Here is a 20,298-nt window from a genome sequence, read left to right as displayed (position 1 = left end):
AAAATTATGACAGCAACAGAAATAAAAGATAACGTAGAAAAAGCTTTAGAAGAAATTCGTCCTTTTTTAATAAGTGACGGAGGAAACATTAAGTTATTATCTATCGAAAATAATAAAGTAAAAGTTCAGTTAGAAGGAGCTTGTAGTGGCTGTACAGTAAATCAAATGACGTTAAAAAACGGCGTTGAGGCAACCATAAAAAAATATGTTCCATCAATAGAAGAAGTAATTAATGTAGCTTAAAACTTGATTTTTATCAGGTTTTAATAACTATAAACTTATTATTTTTGGGCGTTCGAGCGCGCTTTCGCTACTCGCTTTTTTAAAAATAGAAAAATATTTTTAAAAAGAGCTTAAACAAACCGCTCAATCACTAACGCATATATTCCTGTCTTTTTTTTAAAGACAGGAATATCAGTATAAAAAAGAAAATTCTTGTCATTAAAATGATACAAACAGATATACTAATTATAGGAGCAGGTCCAACAGGATTGTTCACCGTATTTGAAGCAGGATTATTAAAATTACGTTGTCATTTAATTGATGCATTGCCGCAACAAGGAGGGCAATGTTCAGAAATTTACCCTAAAAAACCTATTTACGATATACCAGCGTATCCAGAGATTTTAGCAGGCGATTTAACCGATAAATTAATGGAACAAATTAAACAATTTGAACCAGGATTTACATTAGGAGAACGCGCTGAGACAATCGAAAAACAAGAAGATGGTAGTTTTATAGTAACCACCAATAAAGGAACAAAACATAAAGCTCCAATTGTAGCAATAGCAGGTGGTTTAGGAAGTTTTGAGCCACGTAAACCACCAATTCCTAGTATTGCAGATTATGAAGATAAGGGAGTTGAATACATGATTAAAGAGCCAGAGCTTTACCGCGATAAAGATGTGGTCATTGCAGGAGGTGGAGATTCAGCTTTAGATTGGTCTATTTTCTTAACAGATGTAGCTAAATCGGTAACTTTAGTACACCGCAGAAATGAGTTTCGTGGAGCGTTAGATTCTGTTGATAAAGTACAAGAATTAAAAGATACAGGTAAAATTAATTTAGTTACACCGGCTGAGGTTAAAGGAATTGTTGGTGAAAATAAAGTTGAAGGTGTTTTAATAGCACCAAAAGATCAAGAAGAGTATACTTTAAAGTGTGATCATTTTATTCCGCTTTTTGGATTATCGCCAAAATTAGGACCTATTGCAAATTGGGGATTAGAAATTGAAAAAAATGCCATTAAAGTAAATAATGCGTTAGATTATCAAACAAATATTCCTGGTATTTATGCGATTGGAGATGTAAACACATATCCAGGAAAATTAAAGTTGATTCTTTGTGGCTTTCATGAAGCAACGTTAATGTGTCAAAGTGCTTTTCAGCGAATATTTCCGGATAAAAAATACGTAATGAAATATACCACAGTTGGTGGAATAGATGGTTTTGATGGTACGCGTAAAGAAGCTCCGAAGGCAGTGGTTAAAAAAATAGAATAATATTTTAGTTAACTTTAGCTGGCTTATAAATAGATAAAATTTTGACGTTAATAGATTACATAGAACAATTATCACAAGATAAACTCTTGTATTTTGCATTTCCAATATTTTTTGTTTCGATGTTGGTAGAGTATCAAATATCAAAAGAAAAATACAATGCAAAAGACACAGGGATATCAATTTTAATGATGATTTTCTCTGCAATTGTTGAGTTTTTTCCTAAGGTAATAGCTTTCGTTATTTTCTTCTATTTACACGAGTTAAGTCCGTTAAAAGATATTGTAGGGCGACAATGGTGGGTGTGGATATTACTGTTTTTTGCAGATGATTTTGCCTATTACTGGTTTCATCGTTTAAACCATGAAGTTCGGTTGTTTTGGGCAGGTCACGTACCGCATCATTCATCAATTCATATGAATTTAGGCACCGCTTTACGTCAAGGGGTTGGTGAGCGTATTCATAAATTTTTCTTTTGGATATGGATTCCTTTATTAGGTATCGATCCATTAATGATGTTTGTAATGATGTCTGTAAGCTTAATTTATCAATTCTTTGTACACACCGAATTGATAAATAAACTACCAAAACCGATTGAGTTTATTTTTAATACGCCATCGCACCATAGAGTACATCACGCATCTAACATTCGCTATTTAGACTGTAACCATGCAGGGGTTTTAATTATTTGGGATCGTATTTTTGGTACTTTTTCAGAAGAATTAAAAGATATAGAACATCCCGTTTACGGTTTAACAGTAAATATTGAAACGTATAATCCGATAAAAGTAGCAACACACGAATATTCGGCAATTTTAAAAGATGTAAAAAGAGCACGTAAATTTTCTGATAAATTGAATTATATTTTCAACTCACCGGGTTGGACGCATGATGGGGAAGATAAACGAGCAAAAACATTACGTAAAAAAATGAATCTGTAATATGGAACAAGATATCACCCTAAAAATAACTGACAGAGAAGGTGTTTTACACGAAATTCAAGCGCCAACAGATATGGCAATGAATTTAATGGAAGTTGTACGTTCATACGAATTAGCGCCAGAAGGTACAATTGGTATTTGTGGTGGTATGGCAATGTGTGCATCGTGTCAATGTTATGTAAAATCAGATCATAAATTACCAGAAATGGGAGATGATGAAGATGCAATGTTAGCGGAAGCTTTTTATGTAGAAGATAATAGTCGATTAGGTTGTCAATTAGCAATAACTCCAGCACTCGATGGTTTAGAGGTTGAATTAGCTCCGGAGAGTTAAAAAATCTAACATTCTTTTCTGTATATTTGTAGAACAAGCAACTAAAAGTTCTAACAATGTATTTAGACTTACTATCACATTTAAAATTTTTGATAAAACGCAATCCCGAATAATTAATGGAATAATCTATCAATGTTAAAATGTAGCAATATTTATTTGTTACATTATTATATTAATTTATTAAACTATTAAGCAATATGCCTTTTTATCATAAGTTAGGAAATATTCCACCCAAAAGACATACACAATTTCGTAAAGAAGACGGAAGTTTGTATTACGAACAATTGTTTGGTACGATTGGTTTCGACGGAATGTCTACTAATTCATATCACGAACACAGACCTACAATGGTCAAAGAAATTCGCAAACAATATTCTGTTGCACCAAAAATAGCCAAAGCAAATAATATTCAATCATATCGTTTTCGTGGATTTCAAGTAAAGCCAGAAAACGATTATCTAGAAAGTAGAAAAGTAGTTTTAACAAATGCTGATTGTAATATCATCTTATCAGCACCAAAAAAATCTACTACAGACTATTTTTACAAAAATACCGATGCTGATGAGGTAATTTTCATTCATAAAGGAACAGGAAAATTAAGAACCCATCTTGGTAATTTAGATTTTAAATACGGAGACTATTTAGTAATTCCACGTGGAATTATTTATAAATTAGATTTTGATGATGAAAACAATAGATTGTTTATTGTTGAATCATACTCGCCAGTATACACACCAAAACGTTATAGAAATTACTTTGGTCAATTATTAGAACACTCACCATTTTGTGAACGTGATTTAAGAAGACCAGAAGAACTAGAAACGTATAACGAATTAGGAGATTTCTTAATTAAAGTAAAAAAGCAAGGCGAAATTATTGAAATGGTCTATGCCTCACATCCTTTTGATGTAGTAGGTTATGATGGATATAATTTTCCGTACGCCTTTTCAATTCACGATTTCGAGCCAATAACAGGTCGTATTCATCAACCGCCACCAGTGCACCAAACCTTCGAAACAAACGCATTTGTAATTTGTAGTTTTGTGCCTCGTTTGTACGATTATCACCCAAAAGCAATTCCAGCGCCATACAACCATAGTAATATCGATTCTGATGAAGTATTGTATTATGTAGATGGTGATTTTATGAGTAGAAACGATATCGATCAAGGTCATATTTCGTTACACCCAGCAGGAATACCACATGGTCCCCATCCAGGAGCAGCAGAAAGAAGTATCGGGCATACAGAAACAGAAGAATTAGCGGTAATGGTAGATACATTTAAACCATTGCAAGTTACAGAAGAAGCCATGAAAATTGCCGATGAAGACTATTATAAATCTTGGTTAGAGTAAAATAATTATTAGAAGCTATTTCCTGCTTTTCGCACTCGCTTTTTTTATTTAGAAAAAAATAAAAAAGAGCTCAAACAAATGCTTCAATCAGGGCTAAATTTGTTTGAATAAATAATGCTTTATCAAAGGAATCGCTAATTTATAAATATAAGACCTCACAGGTTTTTAAAACCTGTGAGGTCTAGAAAAGAATAAACACAATGAGTAAAAAAGAAATAAAATCAGTAAACTACGGTTTAGAAAAAATATTTGAAGGAGCAAAAGATTTCCTTCCATTACTAGGTACAGATTATGTAGAGTTTTATGTAGGTAATGCAAAGCAATCTGCACACTTTTATAAAACCGCATTTGGGTTTCAATCATTTGCCTATAAAGGCTTAGAAACAGGATCAAAAGATTCAGTAAGTTATGTATTAACTCAAGATAAAATCAAGTTAATTTTAACGACGCCATTAAACAGTAAATCACCTATTAACGACCATATTGTAAAACATGGTGACGGTGTAAAAATTGTGGCACTTTGGGTAGAAGATGCTAGAAAAGCATATGAAGAAACAATTTCACGTGGTGCAAAATCGTACATGGAACCAACTGTAGAATCTGACGAAAACGGAGAAGTAGTTCGTGCAGGAATTTATACTTACGGAGAAACAGTACACATGTTTGTAGAGCGTAAAAACTATAAGGGTACCTTTTTACCAGGTTTTCAAGAATGGAAATCAGATTATAACCCACCAAGTGCAGGCTTAAAATACATAGACCATATGGTAGGTAATGTAGGTTGGGGACAAATGAATAAATGGGTAAAATGGTACGAAGACGTTATGGGATTCGTTAACTTTTTATCATTTGACGACAAACAAATTCATACCGAATATTCAGCCTTAATGAGTAAGGTAATGTCTAACGGAAATGGGCGTATTAAATTTCCTATAAATGAGCCAGCAAAAGCAGCTAAACGTTCTCAGATAGAAGAATATTTAGACTTCTACGAAGGTGAAGGTGTACAACATATAGCCGTTGCAACCGACGATATTATTAAAACAGTATCTCAGTTAAAAGCAAACGGAATTGAGTTTTTACCACCACCACCACAAGCGTATTATGACGGGATTCCTGAGCGTTTAGGAGAGCACATGAGCATGATGAAAGAAGATATTTCTAAATTACAAGAACTATCTATAATGATTGATGCTGATGAAGAAGGATACTTATTACAAATTTTCACAAAACCAGTTGAAGATAGGCCAACATTATTTTTTGAAATTATTCAAAGAATGGGAGCTCGTGGGTTTGGAGCAGGAAACTTTAAAGCCTTATTTGAGTCTATCGAAAGAGAACAATTAAAAAGAGGAACTTTATAATTCCTAATGAATAATTATAGAAACATTAAATCACCATTTTCATAAGTCGAAAGATTTATAGAAATGGTGATTTTTAATACGAATGTTTATATAAAATATAATAATGAATAAAGAAGAGCTTTTACAAGCAATAGAAGATAAGTCTAAAAAACTAGGTGTTCCGTTAGAAACAATGTTAGGAGGATTGCTTCATAGCACACCTATAACGTATTGGGATTATATTCAAACCGATGCTTTGTTAGGATTGCAAATTCCTAGAACAACAGAAAAAGATGAAATGGTTTTTATCATGTATCATCAAGTAAATGAGTTGTTGTTTAAAATGATTTTGTGGGAAATAGATCAAATTTCACTTTCTAAAGAACTAATAACTGCAAATAAATTTTCTAAACATTTAATGCGTGTTAGTAGATATTTTGATATGTTATGCAATTCATTCACCGTAATGCAAGACGGAATGGATGTAGAGCAGTATTTAAAGTTTAGAAATACATTAGCTCCTGCAAGCGGATTTCAAAGTGCTCAGTATCGAAAAATTGAATTTGCATCAACAGAACTAATTAATTTAATTGACGCTCGTTACAGAGATACAATTGATAGAAGTTCGTCTTTTAAAAATGCTTTTGAGCATTTATACTGGCAAGCAGCAGGAAAAAATCATAAAACAGGAGAAAAATCGATCTTAATCCAGCTTTTCGAGAAAAAGTATATGGGAGATTTTATCGATTTTATGGAAGATTATAACGACTGTAATTTATCAACTAAATTTAAACAATTGCCAGAAGAAGTTCAACAAAATAAAGAACTAATCGAAGCAATGCGTCATTATGATTATACTGTAAACGTAAAATGGGTAATGGCACATTATAACGCTGCGGGTAAATATTTAGGTGGTGGCGATAAAGATTTAGAAGCAACAGGAGGAAGTAATTGGCGTAAATATATGCACCCAAAATATCAACGCAGAATATTCTTTCCATATTTATGGAGCGAAGAGGAATTAAAAAATTGGGGAACATTTTAACCTTAATTAATAATACTAAAAAAGCTGTTTGATTTTAAAATCAAACAGCTTTTTTTAGTTTGGAACAATAATTGTCTTACTTTTTTCATAAGTTTGAATACTATGAAGAAACAGCTATTTTTTATTTCCGTATTATTTTTTACCATAATTACTTTTGGTCAAGAGAAATCACCCGTTTTTAAAGATGGAGAGTGGTTAAAATTTAAGATGAGTTACAGTGGTTTTTTAAAAGCAGGTAATGCTACTTTATCATTAAAAGAGAAAGAATTAAATGGTAAAAAAGTATTGCATGCTAAAGCTAAAGGGTGGACTACAGGAATGATTAAGTGGTTTTTTAAAGTAAATGATGATTACCAATCATATTTTGATAAAGAAACCGGTAAGCCATATTTATTTAAAAGAAAAATTAATGAAGGAGGATATAAAAAAAATAAGCAAATAGCTTTTAATCAACAGAAAAACACTGCCTACATTCAAGACTTTCTAAAAAATAAAAACAAAACTGTTGAAGCGGTAAATGTACAGGATATGATTTCTGCTTTCTATTTTTTAAGAAAACACGACTTAAAAAAAATGAAAAAAGGAGAAGAAATAAAAATGAATATGTTTGTTGATGGAGAAAGTAATCCGTTTAAATTGCGGTTTTTAGGTTATGAAACACTAAAAACAAAGTTTGGTAAAATAAAAACTCAAAAATTTAGACCTTTTGTACAGGCAGGAAGAATTTTTAAAGCAAAAGAAAGTGTAACTGTTTGGATTACTGCAGACGATAATAAAATACCTATAAAAATTAAAGCCTCTTTATCTGTGGGATCTCTTCGTGCGGAGTTAGAATCTTATAAAGGATTGGCAAACCCTTTTGAAATAATTTTTAATTAAAATAGAATAAGTTGTTTACTTATTGTTAAAGTATAATAAGCCATTGTTTTTATTTGTATTTTTGCCAGTAAACTCAATTTTAAATAACTTTTTCTTGAAAAAAATAGTCCTTTTACTCCTTGTTTTTTGTTTTATATATTCATGTAAAGAAGAAAAAAAAGAGATCGTAAAAACACCTGTAAAGATTGAAAAACCAAAACCTGTTTATGTTTTTGGTTTTAATTTAGATAATTATAAGGTAGTAAATGATACCATTAAAAGCGGAGAAAGTTTTGGAGTTATTTTAGATAGGCACCACGTCATGTATCCGAAGATTAATGAAATAGCTACAAAAATTAAAGACACTTTTGATGTAAGGCGAGTTCGATCAGGTAAAAAATATACAATTCTTACTTCAAAAGATTCACTTCAAAAAGCGCAAGTATTTATTTATAAACACAATAAAGTTGATGCAACAATTATCAATTTTAAAGATTCTATTATTGAAGCCTATAGGGTTAAGAAAAAAATTAAAGTAATAGAAAAAGAAATTGCTGGAGAAATTTTTTCAAGCTTATCTGTTACGATGGATAGTTTAGGTTTAAAACCAACGTTAACAAATACTGTTGCCGATATTTATGCATGGACACTGGATTTTTACCGCCTTCAAAAAGGAGATAAATTCAAGTTAATTTATGAAGAAAAGTTTATTAACGACACTACTTTTGTTGGTTATGGAGAGGTAAAAGCAGCTGTTTTTAATCATGGAGGTGAAGATTTATATGCTTATAAATTTGTAGGTGATTCTATTAGAATGATTCCAGAATTTTATGATGAGAAAGGAAATATGCTTCGTAGAGCTTTTTTAAAATCACCAATTAAATTCCAATACCGTATTTCATCAAGATATAATTTAAAAAGAAGAATAGCACATTATGGTTATAGAGTTAAAGCTCATAGAGGAACCGATTTTGCTGCGAAAAATGGAACGGAAATTATGACAACTGCTAGTGGAACAGTTACCGAATCTACAAGAAAAAGAGGTAATGGAAATTATGTAACGGTGAAGCATAATAGTACTTTTACAACCAAATATTTTCACATGAAGAGGAGGAAAGCAAAGGTTGGAGACTTTGTAAAACAAGGAGATGTTATAGGTTGGGTTGGTTCAACAGGTAGCAGTTCTGGAAATCATGTGTGTTATCGTTTTTGGAAAAACGGAAAACAAGTTGATCCTTTTCGAGAGAAACTTCCTTCAGCAGAACCTTTAGACCCAAAAATTAAACCTGCATATTTTGAATTTATAAAGCCGTTAAAAAAACAATTAGATAGTATTAAATCACCTAAAAAGGCCACTCTTTATATTCCTGTAGTCGAAAAAGAATTATTACCTACACATTAATTATGCCTTTACAAAACATAAATCCAATTCAAACCGAAGCGTGGAAAAAATTAACAGACCACTATAGTGAAGCAAAGGAGTATGAATTAAAAACGCTTTTTCGGGAAGATAAAAAAAGAAAAGAACGGTTTTCTATTTGTTTAGAGGGGATAAAAGTTGATTATTCGAAAAACCATATCACTCAAAAAACAATTGATTTACTGATTTCCTTAGCAGAAGAAACGAAGTTAAAAGATGCTATCGATAAATATTTTTCAGGAGATAAAATTAATGTAACTGAAGATAGAGCGGTGTTGCATACTGCTTTGAGGAGTAATTCAAACGAACCTATTCTTGTTGATGGAAAAGATGTAAAGCCTAAAATACAAGCTGCTTTAAGAAAAATGAAAAGCTTTAGTAATAAGGTGATTTCAGGGAAATGGAAGGGCTTTACTGGTAAACCAATTACAGATATTGTTAATATCGGTGTAGGAGGATCAGATTTAGGGCCTAGTATGGTGGCTGAAGGACTACGTTTTTATAAAAATAAATTAACCTCACACTTTGTATCTAATATTGATGGAGATCATGTGTCCGAGATCTTAAGTAAGTTGAATCCTGAAACAACTTTATTTGTAATAGTTTCAAAATCATTTACAACAGATGAAACGATAACGAATGCAAATACGATTAGAAACTGGTTTTTAAAATCCGCAATTGTTTTTGATGTAGCTAAACATTTTGTAGCTGTATCTTCTAATATTGAAGAAGCTATTAATTTCGGAATAGATAAAAAAAATATTTTCCCAATGTGGAATTGGGTAGGAGGTAGATTTTCCTTGTGGTCAGCAGTAGGCCTGTCTATTAGCTTATCTATTGGGTATGATAATTTTAAGGAATTATTAAACGGAGCCGAAGAAGTTGACGAGCATTTTAAAACAGCTGATTTTGATAAAAATATTCCCGTAATATTAGGGTTGTTAAGTGTTTGGACGAATAATTTTTTTGGATGTGAAACTGAAGCAATTCTACCATATAGTAGCTATTTAACGAAATTTCCAGCATACTTACAGCAGGCGATTATGGAAAGCAATGGTAAAGGTGTTGATAGAAATGGTAAAGAAATAAATTATCAAACTGGAACAATTATTTGGGGTGGAGCAGGCACGGATATGCAACATGCTTTTATGCAATTAGTACATCAAGGAACAAAATCATTACCAACAGATTTTATTGGTTTTGAAGAGTCTTTACATGGATTAACGGCACATCATAAAAAATTAATGGCTAATTATTACGCTCAAATGGAAGCTTTAGCTTATGGTAAAACGAAAGAAGAAATACATTTAGAGTTAAAAACTGAAGATAAATTAGCTCAAATAAACCAATTACTACCTTATAAAACTTTTAAAGGTAACCGAACAAGCAATTCACTTCTCTTTAAAAAACTAACACCAAAGTCTTTAGGAATGTTGATTTCTACTTATGAGCATAAAATTTTCACACAAGGTGTTATTTGGAATATTTATTCTTTTGATCAATTTGGTGTTGAATTAGGTAAAGAACTTGCTAAAAAAATATTAATTACTCAATAAATGTGTTTTTTTTATGCGGCTTTTTCTTTTTTTTTGTTAAAACAATGTTAAGAAATTTAACATTAAGTTAATATTAACAGAAAGGAAAAACAAGACCTTTGCCCTGCATTTAATAACAATTAAATTAAACAATGAAAAATTTTAAAAATGTTTTACTGATAGCTTTGTTCTTTGTAACAGCTACAGTTTTAGGACAAGGGGTTACAACTTCATCTGTCGGGGGTAAAGTTATTGACAATCTTAACGAACCATTACCTGGAGCTAACATAGTGGTAGTTCATGTGCCGTCTGGTACAAAATACGGGGCCTCAACTAATTTTGATGGACTTTATAGAATCTCTAATATGAGAACTGGAGGTCCTTATCAAATTACAATTTCGTTTGTAGGATATGCAAACTTTCAAAGAGAAGGATTGTTTTTAAATTTAGGGGTTTCTGAAAAAATAAACGCTAAATTACAAGAAAACGCTAATGTTTTAGAAGAGGTTGTAGTTACATCTTCATCTAGTACTAAAGACGGTTCTGAAACAAAAGTATCTAGAAAGCAAATTGCTTCATTACCAACACTTTCTAGATCTGTAGCTGATTTTGCAAGGTTAACACCTCAGGCTCAGATTAGTGGAGATAATTCAATCTCGATAGGAGGGCAGAATAATAGATACAATGCTATTTATTTAGACGGAGCTGTAAATAATGATGTTTTTGGTTTGTCAAGTACAGGAACTAATGGAGGTCAAACAGGTGTAAGCCCAATTTCATTAGACGCTATTGATCAATTTCAAATAAATATTGCTCCTTTTGATGTAAGACAATCAGGTTTTGCAGGAGGATCAATAAATGCGATTACTAAATCAGGAACAAACAAAACTCAAGCATCTGTTTATTCTTTTTTTAGAAACGAAAAGTTTGCAGGTAAAACACCAGTAGATATTGCTGGTAATAACGAAAGAAAAAAATTAGAAGAATTTACAGCTTTAACATATGGAGCTAGAGTAGGTGGAGCAATTAAAGAAAATAAATTATTTTATTTTGTTAATTACGAAAGACAAGATAATGAAACTCCAAGAGCTTTTTTTGTAGATAATTATTTAGGAAATTCTAGTGCAACAGATTTAAGTAATCTATCGCAATTTATTACAAATGAATACGGTTATAATGTTGGTGGATATGAAAGTGCGATTTCATCTTTAAAAAGTGATAAATTAATTGCTAAAATAGATTGGAATATTAATGATAATAATAAATTATCATTAAAGCATTCTTATGTAAAGGGTGTAAATAATAACGCTAATTCATCATCTACAAGAGGGATTAGTTTTTCTAATGGAAACCAAGTGTTTGAGTCAATAACAAATACATCTACATTAGAATTAAATTCTACATTTGGAAATAACTATTCTAACAATTTAGTTGTTGGGTATACGAGTGTTTCAGATGATAGAGGTTTTAACGGTAACCCTTTTCCTAATGTGAAAATTAGAGATGGTGGAGGTAGTATCTATTTTGGTTCAGAAGCTTATTCTACAGCAAACTTATTAGAAACAGATGTATTAACAATTACAGATAATTTCGAAATTTTTGCAGGAGCTCACAAAGTAACAATTGGTACTCACAATGAATTTTCATCTGTTAACAATGTTTTCTTTGGAAGAAATTATGGTTACTATGAATTTGCAAACGTAAATGACTTCTTAACAAAACAAAAAGCGATAAGATATCGTTTAGGTTATTCTTTAATTGGAGGAAATGGAGACACATCAGAAGGCTCAGCGAAATTTAATTCGTATCAATTAGGTCTTTACTTTCAAGATGAAGTAACTGTTTCTGATAAATTTAAAGTAACTGCAGGTTTGCGTTTTGATGTTCCTTTTTGGGAAAACGGAAGAAATAACCAAGATTTTAACACAAGAACTGTTGGTTTATTGAAAGCGGCAGGAAAAGATTTAAAAGGAGCTAGAGTAGGTAAAGGAATTAATTCTAAATTACATATCTCTCCTAGAGTTGGTTTTACTTGGGATGTTAAAGGAGATAGAAGCACTAAAATTAGAGGTGGATTTGGTATTTTCACATCTAGAGTGCCTTTAGTTTGGCCTGGTGGAGCATATAATAATAATGGTGTAACTTCAGGAGCTGTAGATAACCAATCTAGATATGGAGATTTTATTCCAGATTTTAATACAGATGTTAATTCTCAGTTTAAAGATCCATTACCAGGATCAGGAACTACAGGAGGTAATGTAGATTTATTTGCGGCAGACTTTATGTTGCCACAAGTTTTTAAAGTAAACTTAGCGGTTGATCAAAAATTACCAGCTAATTTTAATATTTCTGCAGATTTTATATGGAATGAGAATATAAGAGCTATTCAATATGAAAATATTAACTTAGAAGGACCACAGTTTTCTACTACCGAACCAGGAAGTAGACCAAATTATGGAGGTGTAAGAGTTGATAATAACTATAGGGGCGTATATTTAGCTTCAAATACAAGTGAAGGACATTCTTGGAATTTTGCTACAACATTAAGTAAAAATTATTATTCAGATTTTATTGATGTAAGAGCACAAGCATCTTATTCTTATGGAGATTCTTATGTAGTTAATGACCCTACATCTTCTCAAAATAGTTCTCAATGGTCTAGAGTTGAAAACAGGAATGGAGCAAATGATTTAGGTTTGTCAAGATCTGATTTTTCTCAAGGGCATAGAGCACTATCTAACGCATCTATAGATTTAAAATGGAATAAGTCAAATAAAACAACTTTAGGTTTATTCTATGATGCTAGTCAGGGTAATGTATTTAGTTATGTTTATGATGATAGAGGAGATTTAGCTGATGATTCAGGTCAATCTAACTCATTAGTTTTTGTACCAGCAGATGCTAGTCAAATTAATTTAGTTGATGACGGATCTTTCACAGCAGCTCAGCAATGGACAGCTTTAAATAGCTTTATCGAAGGAAATGATTATTTAAGAAGTAGAAGAGGTAAATTTTCAGAAAGAAATGGAGATAGATCTAAATGGAGTCATGTTATTGATTTAAAATTCGCTCATGAATTTAAGTTAAGTGGAAAGAAAAATTCTCATGCTATTGAATTAACTGCTGATATTTTTAATTTCACAAACTTATTAAACAAAAATTGGGGTAAGAGATATTATTCAGGAAGCTATAGTGCTGTTCAGTTAGTGAAATTTGAAGGCTTTGAAGCTGATGGTACAACACCAACATATTCTTACGACCCATCTGCAGAAACGTCTTTAAATAGATCAGATGATAGTGGATTAAATTCTTCTAGATGGCAAATGCAATTAGGTGTTAGATATAAATTTAACTAATTTATATAATATTTAATACAATATTTCTAAAACCACCTCAATCGAGGTGGTTTTTTTATGCATAAAATTAGTACATTTACCCAAGTTAAAAACGAACAAATCATGATAAAAACATTACACTCTTACTGGGCATACCTTGTCGTAGCAGTATTGATTTTTACGGTACTAAATGCGGTTATCGGTTTACTACAGAAAAAAGAATTTACTCATAAAGAATTCCGATTAGGTTTATTTAGTTTAATAACAACTCATATTCAGTTATTGTTAGGTTTCTTAGTGTATTTCGTAGGAGGTTTTCAAAAAGGATTAGGAGAAATGAAAGATGCACCTGTAAGACTTTTAGCTTTAGAACATCCATTAATGATGATTTTAGCCATTGTATTAATAACGATAGGATGGTCGAAACACAAGAAACAGGTAAAGAGTGAAACGAAGTTTAAAACGTTTACAATTTTTTACGGAATCGCATTACTACTAATCTTATCAAGAATTCCTTGGAGTAATTGGTTTTAATTAGAAAATATAGTCCCGCTTTCGCGGGATTTTTTATTTTTGTTGACTATTAAATATATAATAATGAAATTTTTAAGTTATATTATATCATCAATATTCGCATTGGTGTTTTTTTCACTACTAGTAATCTTTCATCCTTTACAGTGGTTGGGGCTAAAAATGTTTGGCCAGAATGGACATCAGCATGTAGTGGATATTATGAATTGGTTTTTAATCAAATCATTATTAATTTTAGGAGTTCGTGTTCAGGTTGAAAATGAACAAGAGCTACCGGAAAACACTAGTTTAATATTTGTAACGAACCATCAAAGTACTTTTGATATACCACCTATTATTTGGCACTTTAGAAAACACTTTCCGAAATTTGTATCTAAAAAAGAACTAGCAAAAGGAATACCAAGTATATCGTTTAATTTACGACATGGAGGCGCAGCTTTAATTGATAGAAAAGATGCAAGACAAGCGTTAACCGAATTGGCTAGTTTTTCAAAAAAAATAAATAAAAACAAATGGTCTGCCGTTATTTTTCCTGAAGGGACGAGAAGTAGAACAGGTAAACCAAAGTCATTCTCAATAAATGGCCTAAAAATGATAACTAAATACAATCCAGAAGCTTATATTGTTCCGTTAACAATTAACAATTCGTGGAAAGTTTTTAAGTATGGTAAATTTCCGTTAGGATTGGGAAGTCCAATAAAAATTAAGACCCATCAACCAATAAAGATAGATAGTTTACCGTTTAATGAATTAGCGCTTACTGTTGAAAAAACAATAAAAGACGCGATATACTAACAAACAACACTAAATAATATATTATGTCATTACAAAACATCCGAAAGGAAGTAATGAAAACTCTCGAAAAGAATATCGATAGTTTCGTAGACAAGTTTTTAATACCTGCTGAAAAAATTTGGCAACCAACCGATTTTTTGCCAAACTCACAAAAAGATACTTTTATTACAGAAGTGGAAGAAATTAGAGAGTTATCTAAAGAATTAGATGATGATTTTTGGGTGGTATTAGTGGGCGATACAATTACCGAAGAAGCATTACCAACGTATGAATCTTGGTTATTAGATTTAGACGGTATTACACAGCACCCAGATAATGGTTGGGCAAAATGGATCCGTGCTTGGACAGCAGAAGAAAACCGTCATGGTGATACTTTAAATAAGTATTTATACCTTTCAGGACGTGTAAATATGCGTGAAGTAGAAATTACTACGCAACATTTAATTACTGATGGTTTTGATATTGGTACAGCAAGCGATCCATATAAAAACTTTGTATATACCAGTTTTCAAGAATTAGCAACATACGTTTCACATTTAAATGTGGCAAAAATTGCAAAGAAAAAAGGACATAAAGCGTTAGCAAAAATGTCAAGAATTATTGCAGGAGATGAAATGCGTCATCACCAAGCATATACTGAATTTGTGAGGCAGATATTTAAAATTGATCCTAGCGAAATGATGTTAGCGTTTCAATACATGATGAAACACAAAATAGTAATGCCTGCAATGCATTTAAGAGAGTCTTTTGGTGCAAAAGGAAGTTTGTTTGATGATTTCTCTACGGTAGCCCAAAGAGTAGGTGTATACACTGGTTTTGATTATGTTGATATTCTTAAAAAATTAAACGAAACTTGGGAGATTGATAAGATTACAAACTTAACTCCAGAAGCAGAAAAAGCGCGTGATTATTTAATGAAATTACCAGACAGAATGTATCGAATTACAGAACGTATTGTAGTTCCTGATACTAAATTTGAATTTAAATGGATGATTCCATCATAAAAATATAGTTGAGTAACGTCATTGCTAATAAAATGAAGCATTTTTTATAAATTGCCTTATTATATGTTCTTCGCAATGACGTTATTTTTTATTGAAAAGTAAAAAGATCTTTATCATCTAAAAACCGAAACTTAGCACGAGTTTTATGTTGCGTTTCTTTATCTAATTCAATAATTAAAGAGATTTCTTCTGCTGTATTTTTAGCTAAACACTTTCCTAACATGTCATATGTAGCAGAATTACCGTTGTATTCATAACCGTTAGCATCCGTACCAATTCTGTTTACACCAATTGTGTAACTCATATTTTCTATGGCACGGGCTTTTAAGAGCGCATTCCAAACTTCAATTCTTGGTGTAGGCCAACTAGCTACATACAATAGTAAATCGTAATTAAGAGTGTTTCTTGCCCAAGTAGGAAAGCGTAAGTCATAACAAATTAGCGGACAAATCTTCCATCCTTTATAATCAATTAGACTATTTTTATTACCAGGCGTGAACGTTTTATGTTCGTTAGCAAGTGTAAATAAATGTTTCTTGTCGTAAAAATCAATTTTACTTGAAGGATGTACAAAAAGTAATCGATTGTAATAATTGTATTCTTTATTAGCATCTAAACACGGTTCTTTAATAATAATACTACCAACAATTGCTGCTTGTTTTTTGTTAGCTAGATCTTGCATCCAAATAATAGTATCACCAGTCATTGTTTCAGCTAAATGCTGCGCATTCATAGTAAAACCAGTGGTAAACATTTCAGGCAAAATAATTAAGTCGATATCTAAAGGAAGTTTGTTTATTTTTTCTTCAAAATAATTTTTATTTTCAATCGGGTTTTCCCAAATTAAATTAGCCTGAATAAGTGCAGCTTTAAGTTTGTTTGTCGTATTCATTAGTAAAGAAATGAAGTTATTTATCCTCTCAAAAATAAGATAAATATTGTACTTTGGGTTGATTAAAAAACCGCTATGAATTCTTTTATTTCAGAAACTTTAGATACTATTTTACAAACCACCAAATCGTTTGAAAATGTTGTATTTGTCTTACCATCACAAAGAGCAGGAGTGTTTGTAAAGCAAACATTTAAAAATAAAATTTTAGCAGGTTTTTTACCTCAAATTTTAAATATTGGCGATTTTGTTGAAGAAATTTCTGAAATTAATAAAGCGGATTCAGTGCAACTGCTATTTCATTTTTATACGATTTATAAAGAAGTAGAAGAAAACCCAGATACGTTTGATGTTTTCTCTTCATGGGCTTTTACTGTTTTACAAGATTTTAACGAAATAGACCAACATTTAATTAATCCGAAGGATATTTTTGTGTATTTACGAGATATTCATCGTTTACAAAAATGGTCGGTAAAAGGAGAGTTTAAAGAAACGGAACTAATGAAAGATCATTTCTCTTTTATGGAGAAATTAGAGGAGTTTTATGCTGTTTTTTATCAATTTTTGATATCAAATAAAATAGGATATCAAGGTGTTTTATACCGAGAAGCAACTAAGAAGGTTGAAGCTTTTATCAATAAAAATCAGAACAAGAAATACTACTTCATCGGATTTAATGCTCTAAACACAGCGGAAGAGTTTTTGTTTCAAAAATTTTTATCCGCAGGAAATAGTGAGGTTTATTGGGATATTGATAAAACTTTTTACGAAGAAAATCATCAAGCGGGTAGTTTTCTTAGAAAGTATAAAAAGCAGTGGAAATATTATGAAAAAAACCCAATTCAAACGATAAAAAATTATTTCTCTGAATCTAAGAATATTCAGGTTATAGGAGCATCAAAAAATATTACACAAATAAAACATGCAGGAGAAATTTTATCAAAATTACCAAATCACAATAATACAGCCTTGGTATTAGCAGATGAAACATTGTTGCCAATAACCTTAAATTCGTTGCCAAAAAGTGTAGAAGCTATAAATATTACAATGGGATATCCTTTAAAAGATATTCCTACAACGAGTTTAGTATTGGCTATTTTTCAGTTATTCAACAATCAAGAAAAATTACAAAAACAAGATGTAAATCAGTTTTATCATAAAGATATTATTCGGTTTTTAAAAGATGCAGCGATTTATAAATTATTGCAATTAGATGAAGGTAAAAACATAGCTGATACTATCTCAGAAACTGTTGTTAAAGAGAATAATACATTTGTAAGTCAAGAGTATATTAATGGTTTTTTCTCTCCTTTAGAAGCAGAAATTAAAGATATTGTTAGCTCAATTTTTAATCAGTTTTCTACAATAGGAGAGTTTTTATCAAGAATATTACGATTAATTGATGTTTTAAAAGACAATGCAAACGATTTAGAAAAGGAATATTTATTCCGTTTTTACACGGCGTTTACACAATTACAAAACTTACATATTGAGTTTAACTACGTGCAGGATTTAAAAACATTACACCAATTTTTTAGGCAATTAATACAGTCTGAAAGTTTGTCTTTTCAAGGAGAACCGTTGCAAGGTTTGCAGTTGATGGGTGTTTTAGAAACACGAATGTTAGATTTTGAAAACGTAATTATAACTTCAGTAAATGAAGGAGTATTACCCGCAAGTAGCCAACAAAACACTTTTATTCCTTTTGATGTAAAAATTGAATTCGGATTGCCTACATATAAAGAAAAAGATGCGCTTTTTTCATATCATTTTTTTAGATTATTACAAAGAGCCAAAAATATTTTTATCTTATATAATACAGAACATGATGTTTTTGGAAGCGGAGAAAAAAGCCGTTTTGTTACGCAGTTAGAAATGATGCGAGACGATATTACTGAGAAAATAATTAGCCCTAAGGTAGTAACATCAGCCATAAAACTAAAAGAGATTCAAAAAGATGATAAAGTTTTAAAACGCTTAGAAGAATTGGCTAAAAAAGGAATTTCACCATCAGCATTAACCAATTATTTATACAATCCGATTGCGTTTTATAAACAGAAAATTTTAAAAATAAACGAATTTGATAATGTTGAAGAAACAGTTGCTGCAAACACAATGGGTACTGTAGTTCATGATACTTTAGATAAATTATACCAACCTTATTTTGGTAAATTTTTAAAACTGAATGATGTTCGTAAAATGCAAGAACAATCAAAAGAGTTGGTATCTTTTTATTTCTCTGAACATTTTAAAAACGGAGATGTATCTACCGGGAAAAATAGATTGGTTTTTGAAGTTGCAAACAGGTTTGTTGAAAATTTTTTGAATAAAGAAATAGAGTTGTTAAAGGATGAAAGTAATCAACTTAAAATTATTGAAACCGAGAAAAAAATATTCACAGAAATAATTGTTGAAGGTATCGATTTTCCGATAAGAATACATGGTGAAGTAGATAGAATAGACGAATTAAATGGTGTTACCAGAATTATAGATTATAAAACAGGAATGGTAGACGCAACCAAACTAAAGGTAACAGATTTTACAAACATTCGAGATTTAAAACATCATAAAGCAATTCAGGTAATGTTGTATGCATTTATTTATTGGCAAACTGAAAAAGCGACTATAAAAAATGGTTTTGAAGCAGGTATTATTTCGTTTAAAAACTTAAAAAGCGGATTTTTAAAAATGAATTTCTCGTCTAATTACCGAACTCCAGATAATGAAGTAACAGAAGAAAAATTAGAAGAGTTTATGACTGAAATAACAGCGTTTTTAAAAGAATTATACAATCCTGAAGTTGGTTTTATTGAACCAGCAGATTTGCCTTATTAACTAGAAGTTATTAGCTATATAATTAAGCTCGTCAACCTAAACTTGTTTCAGGTTCTCATAATAATTCGCAGAATTTCTATTAGCTGAGGCTCTCAAATAACACAAACTAAAGTTTAAGGATGCGCATTTACCCAAACTCCACCGTCTTCAAAATATTCTTTTTTCCAAATAGGAACAGTTTCTTTTAAAGTATCAATTGCAAATTGGCAAGCATCGAAAGCTGCTTTTCTATGCGGAGAAGAAACCGTAATAATTACAGGGACATCTTTTATTTGCAATAAACCTTCAGCATGATGGATGGCAATTTTTTTAATGCTGAATTTTTTTAAAGCTAACTCAGCAATTTTTTGCATTTCTTTAATAGCCATCGGTTTATAAGTAGAAAAATCTAATTGCGTAACGTTTTTATTTTGAGTAGCCTCTCTAACGGTGCCAACAAAAACAGATATTCCGCCACAAGCAGCATCTACTACAAAATCATAGCATTCTTGTAGGTTTAGCTTCTCTGAAGTTACTTTTATTGAAGTTGTTTCCATGTTGAATAATAAACTTTAACAAAGATATAAGTTTGAAAATGTA

17 protein-coding genes are annotated in these 20,298 nt (G+C 31.1%); 15 read left to right on the top strand and 2 right to left on the bottom strand.

Going from position 1 to position 20,298, the window contains the following annotated elements; all coding sequences use genetic code 11:
* Positions 1-6: 6 nt before the first annotated feature.
* From N2251_RS13405 to N2251_RS13340, 14 genes are all read left to right on the top strand, one after another.
* The gene (locus N2251_RS13405; protein WP_218771730.1) at positions 7-243 is read left to right on the top strand and encodes a NifU family protein; all 237 of its coding nucleotides are present in this window, start codon (positions 7-9) and stop codon (positions 241-243) included.
* 203 nt (positions 244-446) lie between these two features.
* Positions 447-1,502, top strand: a complete 1,056-nt coding sequence (locus N2251_RS13400; protein ID WP_260587242.1) for an NAD(P)/FAD-dependent oxidoreductase — start codon at positions 447-449, stop codon at positions 1,500-1,502.
* Positions 1,503-1,543: 41 nt separating this feature from the next.
* Positions 1,544-2,440 carry a sterol desaturase family protein gene (locus N2251_RS13395; RefSeq protein WP_260587241.1) on the top strand — a complete coding sequence of 299 codons (897 nt, stop codon included), beginning with the start codon at positions 1,544-1,546 and terminating at the stop codon, positions 2,438-2,440.
* 1 nt (position 2,441) lies between these two features.
* Positions 2,442-2,774, top strand: a complete 333-nt coding sequence (locus N2251_RS13390) for a 2Fe-2S iron-sulfur cluster-binding family protein (protein WP_260587240.1) — start codon at positions 2,442-2,444, stop codon at positions 2,772-2,774.
* Positions 2,775-2,971: 197 nt separating this feature from the next.
* Positions 2,972-4,129 (top strand): homogentisate 1,2-dioxygenase, encoded by a 1,158-nt coding sequence (locus N2251_RS13385; RefSeq protein WP_260587239.1) that lies wholly within the window; start codon positions 2,972-2,974, stop codon positions 4,127-4,129.
* A gap of 200 nt (positions 4,130-4,329) precedes the next feature.
* A complete protein-coding gene (gene hppD, locus N2251_RS13380) occupies positions 4,330-5,493 on the top strand; it encodes a 4-hydroxyphenylpyruvate dioxygenase (protein ID WP_260587238.1) in 1,164 nt (387 codons plus the stop codon).
* A gap of 103 nt (positions 5,494-5,596) precedes the next feature.
* Positions 5,597-6,517, top strand: a complete 921-nt coding sequence (locus N2251_RS13375) for a tryptophan 2,3-dioxygenase family protein (RefSeq protein ID WP_260587237.1) — start codon at positions 5,597-5,599, stop codon at positions 6,515-6,517.
* A 102-nt stretch (positions 6,518-6,619) separates the two neighbouring features.
* Complete coding sequence (locus tag N2251_RS13370) at positions 6,620-7,396, top strand: DUF3108 domain-containing protein (RefSeq protein ID WP_260587236.1); 777 nt, start codon at positions 6,620-6,622, stop codon at positions 7,394-7,396.
* Positions 7,397-7,490: 94 nt separating this feature from the next.
* Complete coding sequence (locus N2251_RS13365) at positions 7,491-8,777, top strand: peptidoglycan DD-metalloendopeptidase family protein (RefSeq protein ID WP_260587235.1); 1,287 nt, start codon at positions 7,491-7,493, stop codon at positions 8,775-8,777.
* 2 nt (positions 8,778-8,779) lie between these two features.
* A complete protein-coding gene (pgi, locus tag N2251_RS13360) occupies positions 8,780-10,351 on the top strand; it encodes a glucose-6-phosphate isomerase (protein WP_260587234.1) in 1,572 nt (523 codons plus the stop codon).
* 131 nt (positions 10,352-10,482) lie between these two features.
* The gene (locus tag N2251_RS13355) at positions 10,483-13,686 is read left to right on the top strand and encodes a TonB-dependent receptor (RefSeq protein WP_260587233.1); all 3,204 of its coding nucleotides are present in this window, start codon (positions 10,483-10,485) and stop codon (positions 13,684-13,686) included.
* 102 nt (positions 13,687-13,788) lie between these two features.
* Positions 13,789-14,199: a hypothetical protein gene (locus N2251_RS13350; RefSeq protein ID WP_260587232.1), complete on the top strand. Its 411-nt coding sequence runs from the start codon at positions 13,789-13,791 to the stop codon at positions 14,197-14,199.
* Between the two features lie 63 nt (positions 14,200-14,262).
* A complete protein-coding gene (locus tag N2251_RS13345; RefSeq protein ID WP_260587231.1) occupies positions 14,263-14,991 on the top strand; it encodes a lysophospholipid acyltransferase family protein in 729 nt (242 codons plus the stop codon).
* 23 nt (positions 14,992-15,014) lie between these two features.
* Positions 15,015-15,995, top strand: a complete 981-nt coding sequence (locus tag N2251_RS13340; protein ID WP_260587230.1) for an acyl-ACP desaturase — start codon at positions 15,015-15,017, stop codon at positions 15,993-15,995.
* A gap of 88 nt (positions 15,996-16,083) precedes the next feature.
* Here N2251_RS13340 and N2251_RS13335 read toward each other — a convergent pair whose 3' ends face one another.
* Entirely contained in the window at positions 16,084-16,887 is an 804-nt protein-coding gene (locus N2251_RS13335) for a nitrilase family protein (protein ID WP_260587229.1), read from the bottom strand.
* 75 nt (positions 16,888-16,962) lie between these two features.
* Between N2251_RS13335 and N2251_RS13330 the strand changes: the two genes are divergently transcribed.
* A complete protein-coding gene (locus N2251_RS13330; RefSeq protein ID WP_260587228.1) occupies positions 16,963-19,719 on the top strand; it encodes a PD-(D/E)XK nuclease family protein in 2,757 nt (918 codons plus the stop codon).
* Positions 19,720-19,832: 113 nt separating this feature from the next.
* Here the strand turns inward: N2251_RS13330 and N2251_RS13325 are convergent, their stop codons facing one another.
* Entirely contained in the window at positions 19,833-20,255 is a 423-nt protein-coding gene (locus tag N2251_RS13325) for a molybdenum cofactor biosynthesis protein MoaE (protein WP_260587227.1), read from the bottom strand.
* Between the last annotated feature and the right edge of the window lie 43 nt (positions 20,256-20,298).

The organism is Tenacibaculum haliotis (genome assembly GCF_025215075.1).
Lineage (GTDB): Bacteria > Bacteroidota > Bacteroidia > Flavobacteriales > Flavobacteriaceae > Polaribacter > Polaribacter haliotis_B.
This window is presented reverse-complemented; position numbering and strand designations above follow the sequence as displayed.

Excerpts from the sequence above, each read along its gene's own strand:
- N2251_RS13330 (WP_260587228.1), top strand. The coding sequence starts at position 16,963 with ATGAATTCTTTTATTTCAGAAACTTTAGATACTATTTTACAAACCACC.
- pgi (WP_260587234.1), top strand. The coding sequence starts at position 8,780 with ATGCCTTTACAAAACATAAATCCAATTCAAACCGAAGCGTGGAAAAAA.
- hppD (WP_260587238.1), top strand. The coding sequence starts at position 4,330 with ATGAGTAAAAAAGAAATAAAATCAGTAAACTACGGTTTAGAAAAAATA.
- N2251_RS13340 (WP_260587230.1), top strand. The coding sequence starts at position 15,015 with ATGTCATTACAAAACATCCGAAAGGAAGTAATGAAAACTCTCGAAAAG.
- N2251_RS13400 (WP_260587242.1), top strand. The coding sequence starts at position 447 with ATGATACAAACAGATATACTAATTATAGGAGCAGGTCCAACAGGATTG.
- N2251_RS13325 (WP_260587227.1), bottom strand. The coding sequence starts at position 20,255 with ATGGAAACAACTTCAATAAAAGTAACTTCAGAGAAGCTAAACCTACAA.
- N2251_RS13345 (WP_260587231.1), top strand. The coding sequence starts at position 14,263 with ATGAAATTTTTAAGTTATATTATATCATCAATATTCGCATTGGTGTTT.
- N2251_RS13335 (WP_260587229.1), bottom strand. The coding sequence starts at position 16,887 with ATGAATACGACAAACAAACTTAAAGCTGCACTTATTCAGGCTAATTTA.
- N2251_RS13385 (WP_260587239.1), top strand. The coding sequence starts at position 2,972 with ATGCCTTTTTATCATAAGTTAGGAAATATTCCACCCAAAAGACATACA.
- N2251_RS13370 (WP_260587236.1), top strand. The coding sequence starts at position 6,620 with ATGAAGAAACAGCTATTTTTTATTTCCGTATTATTTTTTACCATAATT.
- N2251_RS13405 (WP_218771730.1), top strand. The coding sequence starts at position 7 with ATGACAGCAACAGAAATAAAAGATAACGTAGAAAAAGCTTTAGAAGAA.
- N2251_RS13390 (WP_260587240.1), top strand. The coding sequence starts at position 2,442 with ATGGAACAAGATATCACCCTAAAAATAACTGACAGAGAAGGTGTTTTA.
- N2251_RS13350 (WP_260587232.1), top strand. The coding sequence starts at position 13,789 with ATGATAAAAACATTACACTCTTACTGGGCATACCTTGTCGTAGCAGTA.
- N2251_RS13355 (WP_260587233.1), top strand. The coding sequence starts at position 10,483 with ATGAAAAATTTTAAAAATGTTTTACTGATAGCTTTGTTCTTTGTAACA.
- N2251_RS13375 (WP_260587237.1), top strand. The coding sequence starts at position 5,597 with ATGAATAAAGAAGAGCTTTTACAAGCAATAGAAGATAAGTCTAAAAAA.